Origin of the sequence: Kitasatospora sp. NBC_01266, assembly GCF_036242395.1 — a bacterium.
Classification (GTDB): Bacteria; Actinomycetota; Actinomycetes; order Streptomycetales; family Streptomycetaceae; genus Kitasatospora.
Map to the genome: position 1 here is coordinate 7,935,099 of NZ_CP108458.1, position 21,422 is coordinate 7,956,520.

At 70.7% G+C, this 21,422-nt stretch carries 21 protein-coding genes; 11 read left to right on the plus strand and 10 right to left on the minus strand.

All coding sequences use genetic code 11. From position 1 onward, the window contains the following. Positions 1-22: 22 nt before the first annotated feature. Positions 23-1,384, plus strand: a complete 1,362-nt coding sequence (locus OG403_RS33940; protein ID WP_329571253.1) for an MFS transporter — start codon at positions 23-25, stop codon at positions 1,382-1,384. Positions 1,385-1,450: 66 nt separating this feature from the next. Here OG403_RS33940 and OG403_RS33945 read toward each other — a convergent pair whose 3' ends face one another. From OG403_RS33945 to OG403_RS33955, 3 genes are all read right to left on the minus strand, one after another. Then, positions 1,451-2,752 (minus strand): wax ester/triacylglycerol synthase domain-containing protein, encoded by a 1,302-nt coding sequence (locus OG403_RS33945; protein WP_329571255.1) that lies wholly within the window; start codon positions 2,750-2,752, stop codon positions 1,451-1,453. A 171-nt stretch (positions 2,753-2,923) separates the two neighbouring features. Continuing rightward, positions 2,924-4,246 carry a glycosyltransferase gene (locus OG403_RS33950; RefSeq protein WP_329571257.1) on the minus strand — a complete coding sequence of 441 codons (1,323 nt, stop codon included), beginning with the start codon at positions 4,244-4,246 and terminating at the stop codon, positions 2,924-2,926. A gap of 161 nt (positions 4,247-4,407) precedes the next feature. Further along, positions 4,408-5,301, minus strand: a complete 894-nt coding sequence (locus OG403_RS33955; protein ID WP_329571259.1) for an alpha/beta fold hydrolase — start codon at positions 5,299-5,301, stop codon at positions 4,408-4,410. 336 nt (positions 5,302-5,637) lie between these two features. Here OG403_RS33955 and OG403_RS33960 point away from each other — a divergent pair, with 336 nt between their 5' ends. The 4 genes from OG403_RS33960 (at position 5,638) to OG403_RS33975 (ending at position 8,467) form a co-directional block, all read left to right on the plus strand. Then, entirely contained in the window at positions 5,638-6,693 is a 1,056-nt protein-coding gene (locus OG403_RS33960) for a hypothetical protein (protein WP_329571260.1), read from the plus strand. Further along, positions 6,690-6,896, plus strand: a complete 207-nt coding sequence (locus tag OG403_RS33965) for a hypothetical protein (RefSeq protein WP_329571262.1) — start codon at positions 6,690-6,692, stop codon at positions 6,894-6,896. Before OG403_RS33960 ends, OG403_RS33965 begins: the two co-directional genes overlap by 4 nt. A gap of 48 nt (positions 6,897-6,944) precedes the next feature. Then, positions 6,945-7,367: a hypothetical protein gene (locus OG403_RS33970; protein WP_329571263.1), complete on the plus strand. Its 423-nt coding sequence runs from the start codon at positions 6,945-6,947 to the stop codon at positions 7,365-7,367. Positions 7,368-7,432: 65 nt separating this feature from the next. After that, on the plus strand, positions 7,433-8,467 hold the full coding sequence (locus OG403_RS33975; protein ID WP_329571265.1) for a hypothetical protein: 1,035 nt from the start codon (positions 7,433-7,435) through the stop codon (positions 8,465-8,467). Between the two features lie 312 nt (positions 8,468-8,779). On the opposite strand, the gene OG403_RS33980 is transcribed toward OG403_RS33975, so the two are convergent. Both OG403_RS33980 and OG403_RS33985 read right to left on the minus strand, forming a co-directional pair. Further along, entirely contained in the window at positions 8,780-9,835 is a 1,056-nt protein-coding gene (locus OG403_RS33980) for an IS3 family transposase (RefSeq protein WP_329571267.1), read from the minus strand. A gap of 5 nt (positions 9,836-9,840) precedes the next feature. Then, complete coding sequence (locus tag OG403_RS33985; RefSeq protein ID WP_329561174.1) at positions 9,841-10,149, minus strand: transposase; 309 nt, start codon at positions 10,147-10,149, stop codon at positions 9,841-9,843. Positions 10,150-10,530: 381 nt separating this feature from the next. Between OG403_RS33985 and OG403_RS33990 the strand changes: the two genes are divergently transcribed. Both OG403_RS33990 and OG403_RS33995 read left to right on the plus strand, forming a co-directional pair. Beyond that, a complete protein-coding gene (locus OG403_RS33990; RefSeq protein WP_329571269.1) occupies positions 10,531-11,163 on the plus strand; it encodes a thioredoxin family protein in 633 nt (210 codons plus the stop codon). A 62-nt stretch (positions 11,164-11,225) separates the two neighbouring features. Further along, positions 11,226-11,714, plus strand: coding sequence for a hypothetical protein (locus OG403_RS33995; protein WP_329571271.1), 489 nt, complete (start codon positions 11,226-11,228; stop codon positions 11,712-11,714). Between the two features lie 428 nt (positions 11,715-12,142). Here the strand turns inward: OG403_RS33995 and OG403_RS34000 are convergent, their stop codons facing one another. Then, on the minus strand, positions 12,143-13,498 hold the full coding sequence (locus OG403_RS34000; protein ID WP_442911026.1) for an IS1634 family transposase: 1,356 nt from the start codon (positions 13,496-13,498) through the stop codon (positions 12,143-12,145). 180 nt (positions 13,499-13,678) lie between these two features. After that, positions 13,679-14,446, minus strand: coding sequence for a class I SAM-dependent methyltransferase (locus OG403_RS34005; RefSeq protein WP_329571274.1), 768 nt, complete (start codon positions 14,444-14,446; stop codon positions 13,679-13,681). A 455-nt stretch (positions 14,447-14,901) separates the two neighbouring features. Between OG403_RS34005 and OG403_RS34010 the strand changes: the two genes are divergently transcribed. After that, positions 14,902-15,279 carry an ADP-ribosylation/crystallin J1 gene (locus tag OG403_RS34010; protein WP_329571275.1) on the plus strand — a complete coding sequence of 126 codons (378 nt, stop codon included), beginning with the start codon at positions 14,902-14,904 and terminating at the stop codon, positions 15,277-15,279. Positions 15,280-15,332: 53 nt separating this feature from the next. Next, positions 15,333-16,121: an ATP-grasp domain-containing protein gene (locus tag OG403_RS34015; RefSeq protein WP_329571276.1), complete on the plus strand. Its 789-nt coding sequence runs from the start codon at positions 15,333-15,335 to the stop codon at positions 16,119-16,121. A gap of 88 nt (positions 16,122-16,209) precedes the next feature. On the opposite strand, the gene OG403_RS34020 is transcribed toward OG403_RS34015, so the two are convergent. Both OG403_RS34020 and OG403_RS34025 read right to left on the minus strand, forming a co-directional pair. Next, the gene (locus OG403_RS34020; protein ID WP_329571278.1) at positions 16,210-17,403 is read right to left on the minus strand and encodes a serpin family protein; all 1,194 of its coding nucleotides are present in this window, start codon (positions 17,401-17,403) and stop codon (positions 16,210-16,212) included. A gap of 89 nt (positions 17,404-17,492) precedes the next feature. After that, positions 17,493-17,807, minus strand: a complete 315-nt coding sequence (locus tag OG403_RS34025) for a hypothetical protein (RefSeq protein ID WP_329571280.1) — start codon at positions 17,805-17,807, stop codon at positions 17,493-17,495. Between the two features lie 383 nt (positions 17,808-18,190). Between OG403_RS34025 and OG403_RS34030 the strand changes: the two genes are divergently transcribed. Then, a complete protein-coding gene (locus OG403_RS34030; protein ID WP_329571282.1) occupies positions 18,191-19,756 on the plus strand; it encodes a hypothetical protein in 1,566 nt (521 codons plus the stop codon). Positions 19,757-19,929: 173 nt separating this feature from the next. After that, a complete protein-coding gene (locus OG403_RS34035) occupies positions 19,930-20,394 on the plus strand; it encodes a phage tail protein (protein ID WP_329571284.1) in 465 nt (154 codons plus the stop codon). A 49-nt stretch (positions 20,395-20,443) separates the two neighbouring features. Here the strand turns inward: OG403_RS34035 and OG403_RS34040 are convergent, their stop codons facing one another. Next, complete coding sequence (locus OG403_RS34040) at positions 20,444-21,397, minus strand: EamA family transporter (protein WP_329571286.1); 954 nt, start codon at positions 21,395-21,397, stop codon at positions 20,444-20,446. Positions 21,398-21,422 lie beyond the last annotated feature (25 nt).

The window sequence follows — 21,422 nt, forward strand, 5'->3', positions numbered from 1 at the left end:
TCTGCAGAGATGAGGGCCCCTCATGATCAGTGACGACCCGGCCAGAGAGCCGACCGGCGTCGCCGCCACCGCCGTCGCCGCCACCGCCACTGCTGCTGCTGCCGCCGCCGGCGACGGCGACGGCGACGGCTTCGGGAAGGCGTTACCGGGGGAGGGTGCCGCCCTACTGGAGCCGGTGGACCGGGTCTCGTGGCGCTGGACGGCTTCGCTCAGTCTGGTGAATCTCGGGGTCTTCCTGGGCTTCTTCACGCCGATCCAGATCCTGCTGCCGATGCAGCTGCAACGCCTGGACGCCGCCCACAAGGCCGAGTTGCTCTCCTGGGTGACCGGCGTGGGCGCCCTGGTCGCGATGGTGGTCAACCCGTTGGCGGGCGCCCTCTCGGATCGCACCACGTCCCGGTTCGGGCGTCGGCGCCCCTGGATCCTGGCCGGTGCGCTGCTCGGCGCCGGTGGGCTGCTGCTCACGGCCGGCCGGCACGGGCTGGTCGGCATCACGGTGGGGTGGGTGGTCGCCCAGGCGGGCCTGAACGTCATGCTGGCCGGGGCCGCCGCGCCGGTCGCCGACCAAGTGCCCCGTGCCCAGCGGGCGGTGGTCTCCGGCTGGACCGGGATCAGCCAGTCACTGGGACTGCTGGTCGGTGCCTTGCTGGTCACCCTGTTGGTCAGCGGGATCGCCGGCGGGTATGCGGCGGTCGCGGCCATGACCGTGGCCCTGGCGCTGCCGTTCGTCCTGTTCTTCGCCGACCCGGTCCTCGCACCGGAGGCCCGCCGATCGCTCAACTTACGCTCTCTGCTAGCTGGTTACTGGGTCAGCCCGCGCCGCTACCCCGACTTCGGGTGGGCCTGGCTGACCCGTTTCCTGATCAACCTCGGAAACGCGATCGGTACCCTCTACCTGCTCTTCTACCTCACCGACGCCGTGCACTACCGCTCGCCGGATGACGGGGTGCTGATCCTCACCGCCGTCTACACCCTGGCCGCCCTGCTGACCGCCGTCCCCTCCGGGGCGGTCTCCGACCGCACCGGCCGCCGCCGGGCCCTGGTCGTGGTCTCCTGCACGGTGATGGCCGCCGCCGCGCTGCTGCTGGCCCTGGTCCACACCTGGCCGGCCACGATCGTGGCCGCTGCCGTGCTCGGTGCGGGCTACGGCGTCTACCTGGCCGTCGACCAGGCCCTGGTCACCCAGGTGCTGCCCGCCGCAGCCGACCGGGCCAAGGACCTCGGTGTCATCAATATCGCCAACTCCGGCCCCCAGGTGCTCGCTCCCGTCATCGCCGCGCCGATCGTCGCCGACTTCGGCGGCTACTTCGGGCTCTACCTGGCCACCGCCCTGATCACCCTGCTCGCGGGCCTGCTGGTGCACCGCATCCGCGGCGTCGCCTGACCGACTGCCGAGGACCGGGACCAGGACCCGGCAAGCGGTCAGGGACCCGGCAAGTGGTCAGGGACCTCAGGCGGCCAGGGAGCGGAGTTCGTCGTGGATGAGGCCGACGAGCAGTTCGGCCAGTCGGCGGTGGCTGTGGTCGGCCACCGTGGTCAGCACCGCGCCCGCGTTGTGGTGGACCATCGTGACGGCGAGCGGATGGCCCGGCCCGAGCGGCGGCACGGCCGCCAGGCCGACCAGGCGCGCGGGACCGAGGGTGAGTTCCCCGGCATGGGTGGCAACGCTGCTGCAGAGCAGTGAGAAGTACCGGGGTGAGTCGACATATCGGCTTGCGGCGTCGCCCAGCAAGGTGAACTCGCGCGGTCGCGAGGAGACCACCGCCGCCTGGGCGCGGGCCCGTTGTGCGAACGCGCTGCGGTGCAGGAAGTCGTCCATCGCGGCGAGTCGCCGACGCGCGTCCCGCCGGCCCGGCAGCGGTACCCGGACCGTGGCGTAGTGGTTTCCGAGCAGGCCCCGCTGCTCCTCGGTGCGTACGTCGACGGGGACCAGTGCGCAGACCCCGGGCAGTCGGGGGAACCGGCCGGTCAGCTGCAGGGTGCGCAGGGCGCCGGCGGTGGCGGTCAGGAACACCGCGTTGCGGGAGGTGGTTCGGGAGGCCGTCCGGGGGGACGGTCCGCGCCCCAACGCCTCCCGGGCGGCGGCCAGTTCCTGGCTCGGCACCCGGCTGAAGGCGACAGCACGCCGGTCGTCCACCGGGCCGTGGAACGGCAGCGGGCGGGCCTTGGGGAGCAGGTCGCCCAGGGCCCAGGCCAGTTGACGGGCCCGTGGCACCGCGACCGGGGTCGGCGCCGGCCCTCGGTTCGCCAACTGCGGCCCGGCTCCGCTCCCGTCGAGCAGCGCGCACAGCACCGTGGCCAGTGACCCGCCGTCTAGCAGCGCGTGGTGGGCGCGGAGCAGCAGCGCGAACCCGTCGGGGGCGGGGATGAGGTGCAACTGCCAGGGCGGGCGCCGCGGATCGAGCGGCCGGACGAGCAGCGCCGCGACCTGGGCTTCCAGCGCGGCCGGTGCCGTGCCGGTGGCTGCGGTGGCTGCGGTGGCTGCGGTGGCCGTGGTGGCTGCGGTGACGTGGTGCTCGCTCTCGAACTCCGGCCCCGGTGCCCAGTATGGCCAGCCCTGGGCGGTTGCCGTGGGCGCCGGCGTTTCGGGGATCAGGTTCAGCCGCCGGTGGGGCGCGAGACGAGTCCGGGCGAGCGAGCGGAGCGCCGCCACCGAGGGCGGGGGACCGTCGAACCAGGCGAGCAGCGCGACCGTCATGTTCGCACCGGCGCTGCTCTGCTGACGGTACAGCCACGCATCGAGTGGCGGCATGGCGGCACCCGGCGATCCGCCGGCGGGTGCGGGTGCGGGTGCGGGTGCGGGCGCGAGTGCGGACGATGGCGTGGCTGACGCCGGTGACGGGGCGGAAGGAGTCACGGTGATGTCCTTGGTGCGGTGCTGATGTGGGTCGTCCGGGCGTGAGGTCCTCAGGTACTCACGTCCTCAAATCGTCAGGTCCGGCCGACCCGCGCGGGAGCCGGACAGCTCGGCCACCGCGCGGGCGACGGCTCCGGCGCCGTCCTCCCGCGCCAGCAGACCGGCCGCCGCCGCGGCGCGCCGCGCCAGGTCGGGGCTCCGGGCCGCCCGGGTGAGAGCGTCGGCCAGTCGGCTGGACGTCAGTTCGGTGTACGGCAGCACCTCCGCCGCCACCCCGAGCTGGACGAGGCGGGCGGCCCACCAGGGTTGATCGGTCATGACGGGGACCGGAACGGCGGGTACTCCCGCCCGCAGCCCGGCCGCGGTGGTGCCGGCGCCCGCGTGGTGGACCACCGCCGCCGTGCGCGGCATCAGCCAGCCGTGCGGGAGGGCGTCGACGGTGATCACGTCGTCGTCGATCACCGCGAGCCCGGCCCAGCCGGACTGGACGATCCCGCGCAGCCCGGCGCGCCGCAGGGCCTGAGCCGCCACCTCGCCGAGCCGTTCGGGGTCGCCGGGCATCATGCTGCCGAAGCCGATCAGCACCGGGGGCGGTCCGGCCGCCAGGAAGTCCGTCACCAGCGCGGGTGGCTGCCAGTTCAGGCACTCGTGCGGCCACCAGTAGCCGGCCACGTGCAGCCCGGGTCGCCAGTCCGCCGGTCGCGGCACCACCCAGGGGCTGTAGCCGTGCCAGATCGGCCACCGGCTGCGCTCCCGCTCGCCGCGCAGCCGGTGGCCGCTGCGGTGGGCGAGTCCGAGGCGGGCGTGCAGGCCCCGCTGGGCCGTGCGGTAGAGGGTGTCCAGCAGCGCGTTGGCGGCTCTCGCGCGAACGATGTTGGCCCGGCCCGCGCCACGCCAGGCCATCGTGCAGGGGGAGAACTCCGCGGTGGGGGCGTCGGGTTGGAGGAAGACGCCGATGCTCGCAATGCCGTGGTAGCGCGCGATCACCGAGGCGATGGGGGCCGCGATGGTCGAGAGCAGCAGCAGGTCGGCCGTCGGGTCCACCGCGGCGAGGATGCTGTCGACGAGCGAGAGCATGCCCTGCTCGGTGGTCCGGACCAGCGCACGCAGGTTCGTCAGCGAGCGGAACGCGTTGGACGGCGCGCGCCAGGCACCTTCGCCCGGGTGGCCGCCCGGTTGACCGCCCAGTTGACTGTGGGCGTTGATCAGCGCTTCGAACGGATCCGCTGCCAGCGGTCGCATGGTCAGACCACAACACGTCACCGTCTTCGCGAACTTGGCGTGGGTGACGAGTTCGACCTGGTGCCCTTCGGCCAGCAGCCGGTGAGCGAGCCCGGTGTACGGGGCGACCGAGCCGGTCGTGCCCACCGTGATGACCTGGATCCGCATCGCGCGGGTCTCCTTCCGACCGGATTCCGACCGGATCCGAACGCGCTGTTCCGGAACCGAGTACGTCGTTGACACCGCCCGGCCTACCGTCACCGGGCCTACCGCTGCTCCTGGGCCTACCGCCCATGGGCCTTACCGCCCCCGCGCCTACCGCCCCGCGCTCACCCCCGCGGGCCCCCCGCGGACCCACCGCCCCGGGAGATCCGCTCCAGGCCGCGGCAGTACGCGAGCCCGGCCAGCGACTCGCCCGCCAGGAAGCGGGTGGTCAGTTCGGCGAGCTCGACCGGCCGTTCCAGCGGCAGCATGTGGTCGGCGTCGGCCACCTGGGTGAACCAGCTGTCGGCGCAGGTGGCGGCGAGGTCCCGGCACAGGTCCGGGGTGGTGAAGGTGTCGTGCTCGCCGGTGGTGACCAGGACCGGCATGGCCGGCGGGCGGCTCGGGTCGAGCATCTCGTGCCTGAGCAGGCGCATGGTGTTGGCACGGTGCTTCTCGATGTCCTCGTCGCTCAGGCTGAGCATCCGGCGCAGCAGGAAGCGGCGGACCCGGGTGCCCGCGGTGACGCAGGCGATCCGGTCGTCATTGACCAGGAACCGGACGGTCGCTTCGGAGAACTCCGTCATACGCCGTTCGTCGAGCAGGTCCAGCGTCCGGCGCATGGCGATCCGGGCGTGCGCGGGGATGGAGGTCATGGTGCCCACCAGCACCATCCGCTCGACCCGTTCCGGCTGCCGCTGGGCGAGGCGGTAGGCGATGGCGGTGCCGTACGAGCCGCCGACGAGGTTGGCCGAGGCCAGCCCGACCTCGTCCAGCATGTGCCCCAGGGCATCGGCGAGGAAGTCGGCACCGTACCGGTCCGGCAGCACGTTGCCCGCACCCCACCCCGGCAGGTCGACGGTGAACACGTCGCCGTGCGCCAGGAATTCGCGCTCCAGGCGCCCCCAGCTCTCCTTGGTCTGGAACGCACCGCCGATCAGCACCATCGGCGCGATGCGCGGCGCGACCGACCGCACCAGCCGCGATTCGCAGTGGAACCCTTGCCACTCATGGCGGGACACCACGGCCGAGCGGATGCGCGGGCTCGGGAGAGCGGGTGCGGGGGATGTCAGCGACACACAGAACCTCACTTTCCGTCAGAGAGTAGTCCCGGAGCCACTGTTGGTAGCCGACGACACGCGAGAACCCCACACCGCGCAGGCGTTACGGTCCAGGGGGCTCAACGAAACGGGCGCCCGCAGGTTGCGGGTGTGCCGGGCATTGCGTGCGCCGGGCGGGCGTGTCCTGCCGCGGCCCGCGTCGTTCTGGTACGTGCAGGGGCTTGCGCTCGTAGGCGACGATCCGCTGACGAAACGGTTCCGCCGGCCGCCCGACGAGACGAGAGGAAGACCAGGACTGTGACGGCACCCGGCAGCCCCGCCGACACGCTGAAGCTGCGCCTGTGCGCGACCCGCGAGGACCGGACGTTCACCGTCGAGAGCCTCGTCGGCGGGCCGGCCGAGGCCCAGGCGCGGGCCCAGGTCGCCAGACTGCGCCGCGAGCACGGGTTCCCACTGCCGGCACCCGACTGGGAGGCCGCCGACGACGACGGAGTGGTGCTGCTGTGCCGCGCCGGCGACGCGGCGGTCGGTTCGGTCCGCCTCGTCCATGCCTCCCCCCATGCCATGCCTTCCACCCATGCCGAGCCCGCCGAGCCCGCCACAGCGGGCACCGACACCGCCGATCAGCTGGCCGGTGCCGCCCAAGCCGTCATCGACGGCCGCGTGCACCTGACGTCGCGCACACTCGACGAGTACCGGCTGCTGTTCGGCCTCACCGATCAGGACCTCCTCGGCGGACCCGTCCTCGACTGCCCTGGCGGCGCGTCGTCCTTCGCCGCTGAAAGCCGGGCGCTCGGCGCCCAGGTCACCTCCGCCGACCCCGTCTACCACCTGCCACCCGGCGAGCTGGAGTCGCTGGTCCGCGACCACCACGAAGCGACGGCCGCCTTCGGGCTCGCGATCGCGGACCAGCTCGACTTCTCCTGGGCCGGTTCCCCCGAGCGGCACCTGGAACGCTGGCAGAACGCCGCCGACACCTTCCTGCAGGACTTCACCGTCCTACACGACTTCGCCGCTGACCACGGCAACCCGGCCGCACGCGCCTACGTCCCGGCGGCCCTCCCCGAACTCCCCTTTGCTGATCGTCAGTTCCGAATCTCGCTGTGCGGCTTCCTGCTCTTCACCTTCCCCGGCGCCGTCGACCAGGAGGCCGCGATCCGGGAACTCGTCCGCGTGACCGAGGGCGAGGTACTGATCGGCCCGCTGGAGGACCCGCTCGGGTCCCCGTGCCGCACGCTCGACCTGCTGCGCACCCGGCTGGCCGACCTCGGGATCACCACCGCCGTACGCGAGATCGGCTACAGCATCCATCCCGTCCAACGCGGCGTCCTGGTCTGCCGTCGCAGCCGGTGAGCCCGCTACCTTCAGGGAAGAAGAGCAGATGGAACGCAAGCAGGCCCGGCAGTCCGCCGCTGCTCTGCTGGGTCCCGCTGCTGCTGGTCGTGGCCGCCTACTGCGGCTCGGCCGTCGTGTTCAACGCCCCGGCCTCGCCACTGCGCGACCGCCTGAAGACGGTGGCCGACGGCCTGTTCGGCCCGTTCTTCGAACAGCGCTAGCTCCTCTTCGGGAAGGTACCCACCGAGGCGTACACCCTGAAACTGCAGGTGACCTACCAGGACCCGGCGACCGGGAGCCCGGTGGAGTCCGCCGAACGCGACCTGCTCGACGAGGCCGACCCCTCCGTGGCGAAGCGCCTGATCGCGCAGTCCAAGGACACCCACGTGCTGAACTGCTACCGGGTCTACGCCACGGGCCTGTACCTCGCACCCGGCACCCCCCAGCACGGCTGCAGCAGCGCGGTGGCCGCACCCACCACCCGGGACCGGACACGCGAGAGCTACGAGCGCTACTTCTCCGCAAAGGCCCGCGAGCAGTTCCCCGCAGCCCGGATCCTCGCGGTCCGCACTCGCGTCCTGGCCACCCCGGTGACCCCGTACGCCCAGCGCAACAGCGTCGCGCCACCGGCCCCGGCCCAGACCGTCGCCGACTCCGGCTGGCAGCCCTACATCCCCGGGGTCGGCCGGTGAACGCCCGGCTGGCAGGCGCACTCCACCGCGCGTCGACGATCAGGCGACGGCTCATCGGGCTCGCCGTGCTGCGCATCCTGCTCGGACTCGCCACGATCGAGTTCTACACCACCTCCTACGGGCAACGGCGGCTGCTGTGGGGCCCGACCGGCTACCTCAGCTACGCCGACTTCCTCCAGAGCGTGCCCTTCGCGCGCTTCTCGCTCTACGGGCTGAACAGCTCACCGGCCTACTTCGAAGCGGTCTTCCACATCGGTCTCCTCGTCGCGGTGGCCTTCTGCGTCTGCGGCGGCCGCACGCTCACACTGCTGCACGCGCTGCTCGTGTGGTCCCTGCACCTGCGCAACGGCGACGTCCTGGACGGTGGGCACCAGCTCACCAGGATCCTGCTGCTCCTGCTGCCGCTCGTCACCACCGATGCCTACGCAAGCCCCTTCGCCACCCGCCGGCGCGCCCGCCTGCGCGAACACGGCGGCCGAGCCCGCCTCGCGAGCGCCGTGCACAACTGCGCCGTGTTCACCCTCGTGTTCCAGATCGCGCTGGTCTACTTCACCGCCGGCATGGGCAAGATCCTCAACACCCACTGGCGGGACGGCACAGCCGTCTACTACGTCGGCCACCTGTTCGGCACCTTCGCCGGCCAACCCTGGGCGACGATCATCGACTTCGCCCCCCTGACCGCCTTCGCCACCTACTACACCGTCGTGATCGAGGTCGCCTTCCCATTCCTGGCAGCCGGCCGCCACCGCCCCACCCGCGCAGCCGCGATACTCGGCACCATCCCGCTCCACCTCGACATCATCCCGCTCGCCGGCCTGCTCAACTTCGGCCTCGTCATGATCGCCTGCGACTGCCTGGCCCTACGCGACGAGGACTACCGCGCCGCACTCGCCCACCTGCCGAGGCGGCACCACCACCGGCCCCCCCGCACTCGGACCTCCCCGACCTCCCCGACACCCCCGCAGCGAGCCACAGCCCGCCGACCAGCACTCGAGCGCTCACGCGGGACAGGGCTCCCACTGACTGGGTCCGCCTTTGAGCTCCCCGGGACCGCTTGTGCGGCGCCGCGCGTCGACTGGCGGCCGCCTGAGGGAACTTGACGTGGTGGAGCTTCATCGGGCATCGGACGGACGCGGGAGGAGTGGATGGCCGACTCGCCCTCGCTCCGGTGAGGTGCACGGCTACGACGGCGCTCGGCCGGCTGCGCCCGAGTTCCCCAACTGCCCCTGAAGCCACGTGGGGCGCGCTGGCCCGGGACTCTGTGGGCGTGAGGTGACGGGTGCGGATGTCTTGCTCTTGCTTGGATGAACGTTAAGCAAGTACCCCAAGGCATCGGCCAGCGGCAGTCGTTGTCATTGGCGCCGACGGATGTCTACCTGCATGCGGCCTGCGTCAGTTGAGAACGTGGGAGTTCAAGTCGGAGGGGGACTTGCACCATCCGACAACGTGGAATGGGCAGCAGTGGCCATGGACTTGGACGCTTCCTGAGAGCCAAGTGGGGGACCGAGGGCAACGACCTCGCCACGGCCGATGAAGTTCCCCCCTGATCTTGGACAGCGGGTGCTTACGCTGCGGGGGGTGAAGTCGTGCTGCAGCCTGGCTCGGGTTTCGAGTGGGGTGAGGTACCCGAACTCGGGGTGCCTGCGGAGCCTGGTGCGGTTGTATTCGACTTCGATGAAGCGGAAGACGTCGGCTCGGGCCGCTTCCCGGCTGTCCCAGACGGTGGTGCCGATCTCCGCTTTCAGCAAGCCGAAGAAGCTCTCGGCTGCGGCGTTATCGTAACATATGCCGGTTCGCCCCATACTCTGTCTCAGGTTCAACTTCCTTATCTCCTGGCGGAATTCGCTACTCGTATACTCGCTGCCGCGGTCGGTGTGCATGATGCAGCCCGGCTTCAGGCCGCCCCGGCCGGCGGCCATTTTCAGGGCGTCGGTGACCAGTTCGGCGCGGTGGTGGTCGGCCATCGCGTACCCGATCACCTCGCGGGTCGCCAGGTCGATGACCGTGGCCAGATACCACCAGCCCTCGATCGTGGGCAGATATGTGATGTCGCCGACGAGCTTCGTACCGGGCCGCTTCGCGGTGAAGTCGCGGCCGATCAGGTCGGGGGCCGGGGCGGCCTTGGTGTCCTGTTTCGTCAGGTGGCGGCGCCTGCGGCGGGTGATACCCCGGATGTCGCGCTCGCGCATGATCCGCTCGACCTTCTTCCGGTTGATCGCACGGCCCGTCCGCCGCAGTGCGGCGTGCACGCGCGGGACGCCGTAGGCTCCGCGCGAGGAGGCGTGGATCTCCCTTATCTCCTGGGCCAGTTCGTCTTCTGCCCGCTGCCGCTCGGCGGCGGCCGGCCGACTGGCGAGCCAGGCGTAGTAGCTGGTGCGCGGGAGCTTCAGAACCCGGCACAACAGCGCGACACTGAAGCCGTCAGGTCTGTCCTCGGCAGCCCTCTCCGCGTCGATGAAGCGGCACAACGTGCCTACTTCATCGTCTCCTTCGCGAAGAAGGCCGCGGCTTTTTTCAAGATCTCGATCGTCTGCTGCTGTTCCCGGTTCTCCCTGCGCAGCCGCTGGAGCTCGTCCTTCTCCGCCGTCGTCAGCGCGCCTGGCGCCCCCTCGCCGCGGTCGACCTTCGCCTGTTTCACCCAGCCGCGAAGCCCCTCCGGACTCACGCCCAGCTCCCGGGCGATATCGGTGACGTTCCGATGGGGCGAGGACCGGACGAGCGCGATCGCGTCCCGCTTGAACTCCGCCGTGTACCGCTTGCTCATGTTGCTCTTGCCACTCACTACCTGGACTGCTTCCTCCGGGACTCAACCGTCCCAGTATCAAGCTGTCCAGATCAACGGGGGAACTTCACGACGGGGACGACACCGGACCACCCCCGCGTCGGCGGGGAGCACATCGGTGGTGGGCTCGCACCACATCGAGGTGGCGGACCACCCCCGCCGACGCGGGGGCGGTCCGGGTGCACCACGCGGTCGAGCGCCCGGCCTCCCGGGCACTGCGCAGGGTACTGCCGCAGGGCATCGAGAAGATCCGGACAACCTGACCGCAGCTCGACCAGGTGGGCCCCGCTGCATAGCTTGGGGTATCGGCTATATTCCTATCTCCTTGCGATCTTCATGGAGCCCCTACCTCACATGCCCAGTAGCCTCACTGCTCGCCCCGTGCGACTCGGCCTCGTGGTCGTCTCGGTCTGCCTGACTGCGGTGGCGTGCTCGACCGGTGGCTCGAAGCCCGTCACCTCGGTCGCCGCCCCTGCGGCGGTCACCACCGCCCCTCCGCGGTCGACCAGCCCGACGCCGCAGGTGACCGGCGCAACGCCGGAGGTGACTACTGCAGCGCCGGAGGTGACCGCGAGTCAGCCGATGCCTTCGCCCAGTCTCACCGCTGCCACCAGCTATCTCCCCCCGGACTTCGACCCGACCCGGGCGGCGTGGCAAGACATCGACGAGGCCCTGAAGAAGGCGGCGGTCGACAACGAGCCGGTCCTCATCGACTTCGGGGCCACCTGGTGCCCCAACTGCGCACAACTCGATCAATCATTCCAGGCGCCCCAAGTCCAGCGGATGGTCAAGCCGTTGCACCGCGTTCGAGTCGACACCGGCCCCCGAGAGGCCTGGACCAACCTGGACATCGCGACGGCGTACGGACTCGACCTGTATAAGACCGGCATACCGGGCCTGGTCCTGCTGTCACCGCTCGGCAAGGTCGAAGCAACCACCAACGACGGACTGTTCGACAACGACCTGCCGAACAGTCCGAGTGAGATCATCGGCTTCCTGAAGCCCCATCTGTGATGCCCGTCCTGCCCACTCTGAACGTCCGATCGGGGCGTAAGGCAGTGCGGCTGGTGGCCGTGATGGTGCTGCTGGTCGGCGCGGCAGCGCTGGTTGTCGGGCGCTTCCACGCGCGGCCGGCGGTCGCCGGTCATACCCCCGCCGACCCGGTCACCGCCAGCGCGGTGCAGAACGGTGTGCAGGTGACCGTGGTGGTCACCGCCGACACGGTCCAGGCCACCTATCGGCCTCAGCGGCCCGGTTTCCACCTGTACAGCATCAGTCTGCCCACCGACGGTGTCGACGGGCTGGGCATACCAACCCGGCTCGAAGTCCAGGGCGGCCTTCGCGCCACCGGCTCCCCCACGTCCGACCGACCGGTCCAATCGCTGAACCTGCCGGGGCTGAGCGCGCCTTTGCCTGTCTACCCCGACGGGCCGGTCGCCATCACCCTGCCCGTCACCCGCACGGGATCCACCAGCGCCCAGGTCGTCGTGTCCTATGGGGCCTGTAGTACCAGTACCTGCCTGTTCCCGGTCAGAGCCCTCGTCATCCCCATCCGGCTCGGCTGACCCCCTGAGCGGGGCGCCGGGTAGACAGCCCTCAGTGCCCGGCCGGCGGTGCGCAGGCCGCCGTCGGAGTGTGGTGTCCGGTCGGGCATCAGCACACCGTCTTCCGTTGGTAGCAAGCAGTAGAGTTCAACGAACTGCTCTCCGGCCGAGCCGCCGCCCGGTAGCACAGGCTGACCACCTCAGTGATGCGCACCAGCCGGCACGCCAAGCGCCTGAACTTGCTGACTGACACTGGCTGCAGCCTGGTCACCGGACAGCAAGACGACCCCCGCGAGAGAACCCGAGAGGGAAAAGTCGATCGCCGTGAACCCCGACTTCGACAGTTGGTGGGCATGTAAGTGCCCGTGATCATGGGGTTGAGCCGGGGTTTTGGGCAGTGCGGGGGTGAGGGGGCGTGTGCCCACGCTCCCGGAGGATGTTTGGCCTGGTCAGCGCGTGATCGAAGGTTCCAGGCCGTCCGTCTTTGGCGGCATCGGGATGCCGCAGTCCTTGAAGATCTGCGTCTGCAGGTCGGTGGGCTCGGTGAGCTGACGGAGGCTGCCGGCGGGGCCGGTGAGGGTGACCTGGTGCAGGCGGCCGAGCTCGTTCCTGATGGTGCGCCAGGTGGTGCCGGTGCGGCGTTCGGCGACGCGGACCAGCAGGAGGGCGAGCCAGCAGAGCAGCACGTGGGCGCGGATGCGCTCGTCGACGCGGTGGTAGACCGGGCGCAGGTTGAGGGTGCTTTTCATGGTCCGGAAGGCGCGTTCGGCTTCCAGCAGGTTCTTGTAGCCGAGTGCGACGTCCTCGGGTGTGAGGTCGGGGTCGGAGGTGGCGAGCAGGTACTTGCCGTCCAGGTTGGCCTCCGTCTTGACCTTCGCCCGGTCGATGGAGAGCTTCCCCGTGGCGGGGTGCTGCTTGAGCCAGCGGCCCAGGCTGGGGTGGTCGCGCAGGGCGCACCCGGCCTTGCGGTGCGGTGCGTCGGAGGGTTTCGGGGCGCGCTTGAGGCCGGCCTTGGCGGCACGTGCCCGGGCTCGGGCGGCGTCTTGCTCGCGGGCGGTCTTGATCCGTGCCAACTCGTCTTCGATCGCGGCGAGTTGCGCGGTGCGGCGGGTGGCGTCGCGTTCGGCTTCGGCCGGGTTGTGGCAGATGATCCACCGGCGGGTGGGATCGGAGGCCAGGCGCACTTCCTTGACGCGCGGGTTGTCGCGGACGTGCTGGTAGCGGTGGCGGGCGAGGGCTTCGCCGGCCTTGGCGGAGCCGTCGCGCATCTTGACGCCGGCGATGTAGTGGCCGCCGGCGCGGGTCAGGCAGGCCAGGTTCGCCTCGGAGCTGAAGCCGGAGTCGACGACCGTGACCACGCGGCCCAGGCGCCAGGCGCGCACGTCGGCGCGGACCTGCTCGATCACGGTCTGGTCGTTCGTGGAGCCGGGCCAGACCCAGCAGCGGACCGGGATGCCTTCGCGGGTGACCGCGAGCCCGATGACGATCTGCGGCAGGTCGGGGCGGTGGTCCTTGGAGTGCCCGAACCGGCGAAGCGAGCCCTCGGTGTCGGGGGTGTCGCGTTCGAAGTAGGTGCTGGTGGTGTCGAAGAAGACGACGTCGACCTCCAGGTCGAGCCGGTCCTCCCGGCCCAGGTTCAGCAGCACCTCGGCCTTCGTGGTGCCGTTGGCACGGTAGTTGGTGGCCAACTGCACATAGCGGACCACGCTGCCGTCCTTGTTCCGGCGCTGGATCCTCCGCACGTACATGCCCGCAGAATGCCGCATCCACCGAGGTCGCAGCAGCCGAAGACCGGGATTGCACATGTCCGCCCACCAAGGTGCTCTAGACCACTCGCAGCCCGTTCACCAGCGATAACACCCGATCAGACCCGGACGTGTGCCCGCCAACTGTCGAAGCCGGGTGAACCGGGCCGAAGGGTCAGCCTTGGCGGCGGCATTCGCGCAGGCAGTGGGCGTCGATCGGCGCCCACTGCCTGCGCCGTGCTACTCCTGCGGTCGGCGGCGGGCGAGGTGCACAGTCAGGTCAGCGTTCAGCTCGACCGTGGCGGGAAGCACCTCCTGGATCTGGCGAAACACCTGCTCCCGGTCCGCGGTCGACAGGATCAGGTAGGCCGAGATGGTCGACAGGTGGTCCGTGTACTCGCGGGCAGTCATCGTGAGCCGGCGTTCGATCTCGGCCTGCTGCACGTCGGTGAACCACTCGGACTGCTGGAGTTCAGTTCCCGGCCACTGCATGGCCTGCCCGGGCGGTGTGCCATCAGGGGACGGAATCTCGTCGGTGTCCAGGAACGGTACCTGGGCCTTCTGGACGGCCTGTGCCAATTCCAAGTCGGCCAGCCGGATCGGGCCGCCGAACGAGGCGAACACGCCACCGGGCTCCAGCAGCGCCGCCATCCGCGGCCAGCGGCCCGCCGGGTTCGTCCAGTGCAGCGCCGCCGCCGCGTAGACCAGCCCGTACCGCTCGCCCAAGGGCAGCTCCTCGAATGCGGCCCGCTCCGTCTTGACCCCGGCTGGCACGTGCTTGCGCAACTCGGCGAGCATTGCCTCGTCGGGCTCGGTCGCGGTGACCGAGACCCCGTGCTCGGCGAACAGGCGGGTTGCCTTGCCCGTTCCGGCGCCGATCTCCAGGGCGGTCCGCACCGGCCGACGCGCGTACGCCACTACCAGGTCGAGGAGTTCGACCGGATATCCCGGGCGGAACCGTTCGTACGCGTGGGCCATCGCCCCGAAGCTGAGTGCACGTATCGTCATGCCAGGCATCCTGACAGGAGCGGCGGGTCGGCACGTGGAATATCGCGCGACCTCGCGCCCGTGGCGGTGACGCGCAGTTGGGGCAAGCTCCAGAGCTGATTGGCATAGCCGTTGTGGGTCAGAGGATCAGCGCGGTGCCGGGAGCCGAGGCATGCTCAGGTTGGCCAGGTGGGGGCGAAAACTATGGTCAGCAACTGTGCAAAAGTATCCATATGCGGCGCAAGGGAACGATGTAGACATCGCGTTACTTGCCGCCCTATCAGGTTCGAGATCCGCTCGATCTCCAAGCTGATCCCCGCGAGGTGTTGGCGGGCCGCTGGCGGGGGAAGCAGCTCCGGGCGCAGGTCCACGCCCCGTATTTGCGTGCGCGGCCGGCTCGACGGGGCTGACAGCGGGGCTGCGGATATCCGCTCGTCCTCGGCGCGGGGCGGCGGCTACGGTGGGCAGCCGATCAGATGAACGAGGAGAGCACGATGGTCCAGGTGCAGACGACGACGCTGTGGCGTCCGACCGGACCGGAGGAGCTCGCGCTGGTCGAGGCGTCCGGCTGGCGTGCCTGGCCGCCGCGGCTGCCCGAACAGCCCATCTTCTACCCGGTGTTGAACGAGGAGTACGCGGTCCGTATCGCGCGGGACTGGAACGTGCCGGCTTCCGGTGTCGGTTATGTGACGCGGTTCGAGGTCGATGCCGAGTTCCTGGTGCGCTACCCGGTCCGCCGGGCGGGCGGTGAGGCGATCCTCGAACTGTGGGTTCCGGCCGAGGAGTTGGCGGAGTTCAACCGGCACATCATCGGCGCCATCGAGGTCGTCCACGAGTTCCGGCCGCCGGCGTGAACACGAGGACGGCGCCGGTTCTCCTGACGTCGGCTCAGCCGACCAGCACGACCATGCTGCTCGCCGAAGCCGCCGCGCGCCGTGGCCTGGAGGTCGCGACGCTGGACGGGCCGCTGCTCGTGGAGAGGCTGACCGGCCGACGCGTGCACTGGTACGGCGGGCCGCTCGCGGCTGACCGGATCGGCGGCCGGCTGGATCTGGCGTTGCTGGAGCCCGCCGACGACTGGCTCGCCGGGCTGCCGGAGGAGTTCACCGGTCGCCGTATCGAGCTGACCACACTGTCGGAAGCCTGGAGCGTGCGTCGCCCGCTGTTCGCGAAGCCGCCCAGCGACAAGCAGTTCCCCGCCGCGGTCTACACCGACGGCAGCCGGCTTCCCCGCCAGGGCGACCGGATCGGCCCCGACACGTCGGTGCTGCTCTCCGACGTGGTGACGTTCGCCGTCGAGTACCGGTTGTTCGTGCTGGACGGGCAGATCGCCACCGGCAGCCGCTATGCCCGGTACGGGCGCCTGGACATCGCCCGGCTTGACGGAGATGGCAGCGAGACCCAGGTTCGCGCCTTCGCCGAGACGCTGCTGGACGAGGCGCGCGATTCGCTGCCGAGTGCCGTGGCCGTCGACATCGGGCTCCTCCAGGACCCGGATACCGGAGGGGAGCAGTGGGCGGTCGTGGAGGCGAACATGCCGTGGTTCGCCCACAGCTACGCCGCTGACCCGAACGCGGTCCTCGACGTCGTCCTGCGCGCGACCGGGCCGCAGGGCCAGGTCGCCGCACGTGACCAGCGATTCATCAGACAGCGGGCGGCGCTCCTGACGGGGCATGAGACCGGAACGCCGATCTGACGCCGTGTCAGCTGCTGGGGTGTGTCATTGGATCAGTACAAACGATGACCGCGAACAGGCTGCACAGGGGCAAACGGACTGCATATGCTCACCATTCCCAGGACGATTCCTCGAAGGCATCGGGTTCGGTGACCCAGCCGGCGTTCAGGACGAGCCGTGAGGTGCGGTGGACAGCGAGGAAGCCGAACGGCCGGTCGAAGCGGGCGCTGATCCTGCGGGCGCGATAGCGGTACTGCGGTATCCCCGCAGCAGTCGCGTTCAGCGCGCTGACGCTCGCGGAACGGAACCCGCGTGCACCGAACGTGGCAGTCATCGCCTGCGCGGCTGCCTCGACCGCCAGCGGCTCGCTGCTGACACCGGGGAAGTGTCCTCGGGACCGGTCCGTCGCTGTCCGAAGCCCGAACAGGTCAGGGTCCTTGAGCAGGTCGTGGTGGGCGGCGACGGTGAACGGCACTGTCTCCACCACCAGGCGCGGGTCGCCGTCGAGGCTGGGGACGCGCTCGACGGTCAGCCCGGGGCCTGGTTCGCCGTAGGGGAGTTGATCGCCCGGCAGCACAGTCCTCGGGTGGTCCAGGGTCTGCACCGCGGCGGCCAGCACGCGGTCCGGCGCGGCCTGCGCCGGCCCCAGGAACAGGTGGACGTCGACTCCCTGGGCGCCGAGGACCCGCAGCGCGGTGATCGGGCCGATCTCGGTCTGCGCGACTCCCACGCGGTCAAGCAGCGCGGTGACCCGGAACAGACCGGCCAGGTTCTTGTCCCGCCATGGACCGGACTCCGCTTCCATTCCGCCGGGTGTGAACGGGCGGATCCAGTCGGTGCGGACCGTCAGAGCGCAGGCCAGTACCAGCCGCGTGTCCTCGTCGACAGTGACTGGCATCGACGCGATCCGCCCGTCGGTGCACTGCGCCGCCCAGGCGTCGAGTCGAGCCTGATCTGGGACCACGTCGCCGGTGAGCTGCTCATGGACGCGGTCGGGGAGCGCGGCAAGCCAGGTCGGCTCGAGCGGCAGCGTCTCGTGCGTCCACAGGCCCAGCGCGCTCCGTACGCCGCGCATCGCCCCGATCGTGGCCAGCAGACTGCACGCCTCGGCCGCGGCACGGTCCGCCGGGACGCCGATGGCGTCCGCGAGTTCCTGACGGGCAGCGCCGGTGGCGCCGTTCGCCAGCAGAGCGAGCAGCGGCCACACTCCGGCGGCGGTGAAGGCGGTGCCGCGGTTCGGTAGAGCGGCAGCCCAGCGCGCGGTCAGCGCGTTGACGGCCCGGACGGTGGAACTACGCGTCATCCCCACCCCTTCGAGGAACACCTGATCCCGGGAGCGTAAGGCCCAGGCGTCTGTGGCAGCCAGTGAGTTGATTGTCGCCGACCGGGATGTCAGGCGAGCCGGAGCGCGCTGTGGCGATGGCGTGCCGGGACGATGTCCGGGATGTCGGTTCGGGCGATGGCGGGTCGCCCGTCCGTGCGCGCGTTGAGCTGCCGCTGGACGAGGCCGAGTTCGGCGCGGAGCCGCTGTCGAGTCCGGCGTTCCTCGTCCCATGCCAGCCGGGACACGGAGCGGTCCCGGACGATGGAGCGGGCATAGGAGTAGGCGTCCACACGCCGCCGGACCGCCCCGGGTTGAGGTCGGCGCCGCTCCTTCGCGGCCTCGGTCAGATTCCGAGTGCTGTAGCGCAGGTCGACGAGAACCACGGACCGCCAGGGCCGACCAGGCTGCCGGTCGACTCGCGGTCCAGCCTGGGCAGTGGGGACATGGTGTGCAGTGCGGGCCACAGGACTCCCTGAGTAGCGCCGCCAGGTATCTCCTGGCGGATCTACCTGAAGCCGGTGGGACCTGTCGAACGCTCCGCTGTCATGCCTGGAAAGGTAGCGGATCACGATCGTCCCTTGCCACGCTCTGCGCAGAGATCACAGAGGTCGCAGTGGACTGCGGTCCTGACCACCCAGCCCTGACATTCCGAGGACGCGTCGCAGGCGAGCACACGGAGGAGCGCAGTGATCAGCAGCAGCCGGCCCGCCCGAATCGAACCGAGGGCAGCACGGTCAGCCCGAGAGCCGGCTGCTACCGTCCCGCCATGACAGGCCATCACCGTGTTCTCCAGTTGCTCCGGGAGCGTCCCGATCTCGCGGAGCTCGCGGCGTACCCGTTCAACTTCGACATCGCCCGGGACGAGCACGTCGAGGCCGTCCGGCTGGCCTCGGGTGCGGGGCTGGCGGCGGTGGCGGGGACTGACACGGGCGGGACGTTCTTCGTGTGCGCGGGCGGGGCGGTCCTGTACGCCGGTTCCGAGGGCGAGGCCGGACTGATCGCCGACTGCGTGGACGAGGCCCTGGAGGTGCTGATCGGCCTGCCTGGCTGGCACGACTACACCGGCCTCGATCCGGACGCCGACGACACCACGCTCGCGGCAGCGGCGGCAGACACCGAGGATGACCTCCGCGAGTACTACGGCCCGGGCCTCGACGCCGACCGCAGCGCCCTGCTTGCCGCACTGGGACTGCGCGAGATCCCGCAACCGCAGCTGATCCGCCGCCTGCACCAGGCGCTGCTGCGCACCGAGCCCGACTTCCTGCTCCTCAACGCGCAGGAGGGCTGCGTCTACACGTTGCTGGACCGGTTGCCGCGCCCGCCGCTGTGGCAGACCGTCCTTGAGCCCGGGCAGGCAGATCTGGCCCTGCTGCGCACTGATCGCACCCGCTGGTCCGAGGTGGCAGGCGATCCGTCGCGGCGGGTGACGGCCCTGCGCGCGGCCCAGTACGACCGGCGCGAGGCGGATCTGCCGTTCCTGCGCGTGCTGCTCCAGCACGAAGCCCAGTACGGCGCCACGGAGGAGTTGCGCCTGGCCGCTGTCCTCGTGGGCCGGCACGGCCGGGACCAGGACCACCAGCTTCTGCGGTCGCTCCGCGAAGTGAGTGTCGACGCCCACGGCCTGCTCGGAGGATTTCCGGACACTGCAGCGGAGTTGAGTAGCTGGGCGGCCGCGTTCGACGAGTCCGGTTACGGCGTGGACCCGGCGGACGAGCCCGAGCTCACCTGGGCGGAGCTGGCCCGCCGCCAGGGGCGCACCGAGCTGGCCCGTACCGCGCTGCTGCGTCTGCTCGACGACGCCGGGCCACGTGACGGTGCCCTGCTCGCCAGCCTTGCCGGTGCGCTCGCGAGACTCGGGGACTTCACCCAGGCAGCCCGCGCCCGGCACTTGCACGCGTCCCTCCAGGACGACCCCGCAGATCGCGGTGCGGCGCTGGTCGATCTCGCCTCGGTGCAGCGGCGGGCCGGCGACGTCGATGCAGCCTGGTGCTCCCTGCGGCAGGCCGTCGCCGTCCTCGACGGTCCGACCCCGCCCCCGCCACCGCCCACGGACCAACTGGCACTCGGCTTCAACCTTCCGGAACCGCAGCGCTCTACTTTCACTTGGCGCGCGCTGGGGCTCGGCCTGCGTGCCACCGAGGAGCACTTCCGCATCGTGCAGGAAGCTACGAAGGTCGGCCTGCCTGCCGTCGCACGGGCATCGCTCGCGGCCGGAACCGCGTTGCTGCTTGCGCTGCCCCGCCCGGCAGCGGCTCTGCACCAGCTGGCCCGGGAGACAACGGCGATGCTGGGCGCGTCGTGCGCTCCCGATCACCTCACGAAGGGCGGGTAGTGCGGGGGCGGCTGCCAGACCCAGATCCGTCAGCAGCGCGCACCGCGGGACGCTCGTGCCCCGATCGATCAGGATACGAGAAGCCGGGCGGCTGCGTCGGACGTAGCGTGAACACGGCGCCGGGAAAGCCGGCACCGGTGGTTCGCCACCGGCCACCATCGTCAGGAGGACCCATGCCGTACACCGTCGACTTCGAGAACGTGTCCACCATCGGTCTGGAGTCGTCCCCGGTCGCGGAGGCGCTCGCAGGACTGCGCGCCAACGAGGCGCGCTACTACAAGAACAAGTACGACCACGTCTTCACCGTCCGGCCCGCCGGTGAGGCTCCGGAGGCGCTCGGCTCGGTGACCCGCATCCTCTCCGAGGAGCGCGGCATCGTCATCTCCGCCCGTCCGCTCGAGGCGACCTCCTTCGAGGTGGGCGGATTCCGGATGGCTTACGTGTTCTACGAGTCCGGCCTGGCGGTCAACGTGATGTACGGCATCGAGGACGGGATGAAGCGCGCGGTGGGGTTCAAGCTTTCCGAAGGCATGGACGTTCCCGAGGAACTGGCGTCGAAGTTCAAGTTCGCGCGCCAGAAGTCCAAGCTGGCCGGAGAGATCCGCGGCTCCTTCTTCGTGATCAAGGGCGAGTACTGAGCGCCGTCCGCATCGCCGGTGGCTGCGAGTGGTCGTTGCGCTGCTGGGCTCAGGCGCACAGCACCGGCTCCCGGACCTCGCGCTCGGGGAGCGCCTCCGGGGCTGTCCCCTCATCCGCCGCCGCCTCCCGGCCGCCGGTGCGGGTTGCGCCGGCGCCCGCGATCACCACCAGGATGATGCCGGCCGCCGGCGCCGGGCCGGGGATCTGACCGAGCACCAGGATGCCCATCACCAGCGCGATCGCCGGCTCCAGGCTCATCAGGGTGCCGAATGCGCCCGCGGTGAGCCGGCGCAGCGCGAGGAATTCGAGTGTGTAGGGCAGCACGGTGCTCAGCGCGGCCAGCCCCAGCATGACGAGGACCAGCGGCCAGGTCACGTGGCCGAATTCGGACGGCGCGGCGACCAGAGTGGCGACCACGCCTGCCACCGGGAGCGAGACGGCCAGCCCCTTCAGTCCGGTGACCCGGTCGCCGACGCGCTGGGTCAGCAGAATGTACCCGGCCCAGCAGGCCGCCGCGCCGAGTGCGAAGCCGAGGCCGGCCGGGTTGATCCCGCCGTGCCAGGGTTCGGTCAGCAGGACGACGCCGAGGGCGGCCGACGCCGCCCAGTGCTTGCGCCCGCCACCGGGGCGCAGGAGGGAGACCGCGAGCGGGCCGAGGAATTCCAGCGCGCTCGCGGTGCCGAGCGGGAGGCGTGCGGCGGACAGCATGAAGAGCAGCACCATGCCGGCGGTCACCAGGCCCAGCAGTGTGCAGGCCAACAGGTCCCGGCCGGCGAAGTCACGAAGGCGCGGGCGTATCAGCACCAGGACCAGCAGGCCGGCCCAGGCCAGTCGCAGCCCGGCCGTGCCCACGGCGCCGAGCTGGGCGAAGAGCGGTACCGACAGGGCCAGCCCGAGCTGGACCGAGGACATCGCCGCCACGGCCATCAGGGCTCCGCCCTGGGCGGTGCGCAGCTGCGGGCGGGTGGCGAGGGGACGGGCGACGGCTTCCAGCGGGCTCATGGCCACCAGTACATGACGCGCGCAT

Excerpts from the sequence above, each read along its gene's own strand:
- OG403_RS33945 (WP_329571255.1), bottom strand. The coding sequence starts at position 2,752 with ATGCCGCCACTCGATGCGTGGCTGTACCGTCAGCAGAGCAGCGCCGGT.
- OG403_RS33940 (WP_329571253.1), top strand. The coding sequence starts at position 23 with ATGATCAGTGACGACCCGGCCAGAGAGCCGACCGGCGTCGCCGCCACC.
- OG403_RS34035 (WP_329571284.1), top strand. The coding sequence starts at position 19,930 with ATGCCGTACACCGTCGACTTCGAGAACGTGTCCACCATCGGTCTGGAG.
- OG403_RS34020 (WP_329571278.1), bottom strand. The coding sequence starts at position 17,403 with ATGACGCGTAGTTCCACCGTCCGGGCCGTCAACGCGCTGACCGCGCGC.
- OG403_RS34000 (WP_442911026.1), bottom strand. The coding sequence starts at position 13,498 with ATGTGCAATCCCGGTCTTCGGCTGCTGCGACCTCGGTGGATGCGGCAT.
- OG403_RS34040 (WP_329571286.1), bottom strand. The coding sequence starts at position 21,397 with ATGAGCCCGCTGGAAGCCGTCGCCCGTCCCCTCGCCACCCGCCCGCAG.
- OG403_RS33995 (WP_329571271.1), top strand. The coding sequence starts at position 11,226 with ATGGTGCTGCTGGTCGGCGCGGCAGCGCTGGTTGTCGGGCGCTTCCAC.
- OG403_RS34010 (WP_329571275.1), top strand. The coding sequence starts at position 14,902 with ATGAACGAGGAGAGCACGATGGTCCAGGTGCAGACGACGACGCTGTGG.
- OG403_RS34015 (WP_329571276.1), top strand. The coding sequence starts at position 15,333 with ATGCTGCTCGCCGAAGCCGCCGCGCGCCGTGGCCTGGAGGTCGCGACG.
- OG403_RS34005 (WP_329571274.1), bottom strand. The coding sequence starts at position 14,446 with ATGACGATACGTGCACTCAGCTTCGGGGCGATGGCCCACGCGTACGAA.
- OG403_RS34030 (WP_329571282.1), top strand. The coding sequence starts at position 18,191 with ATGACAGGCCATCACCGTGTTCTCCAGTTGCTCCGGGAGCGTCCCGAT.
- OG403_RS33950 (WP_329571257.1), bottom strand. The coding sequence starts at position 4,246 with ATGCGGATCCAGGTCATCACGGTGGGCACGACCGGCTCGGTCGCCCCG.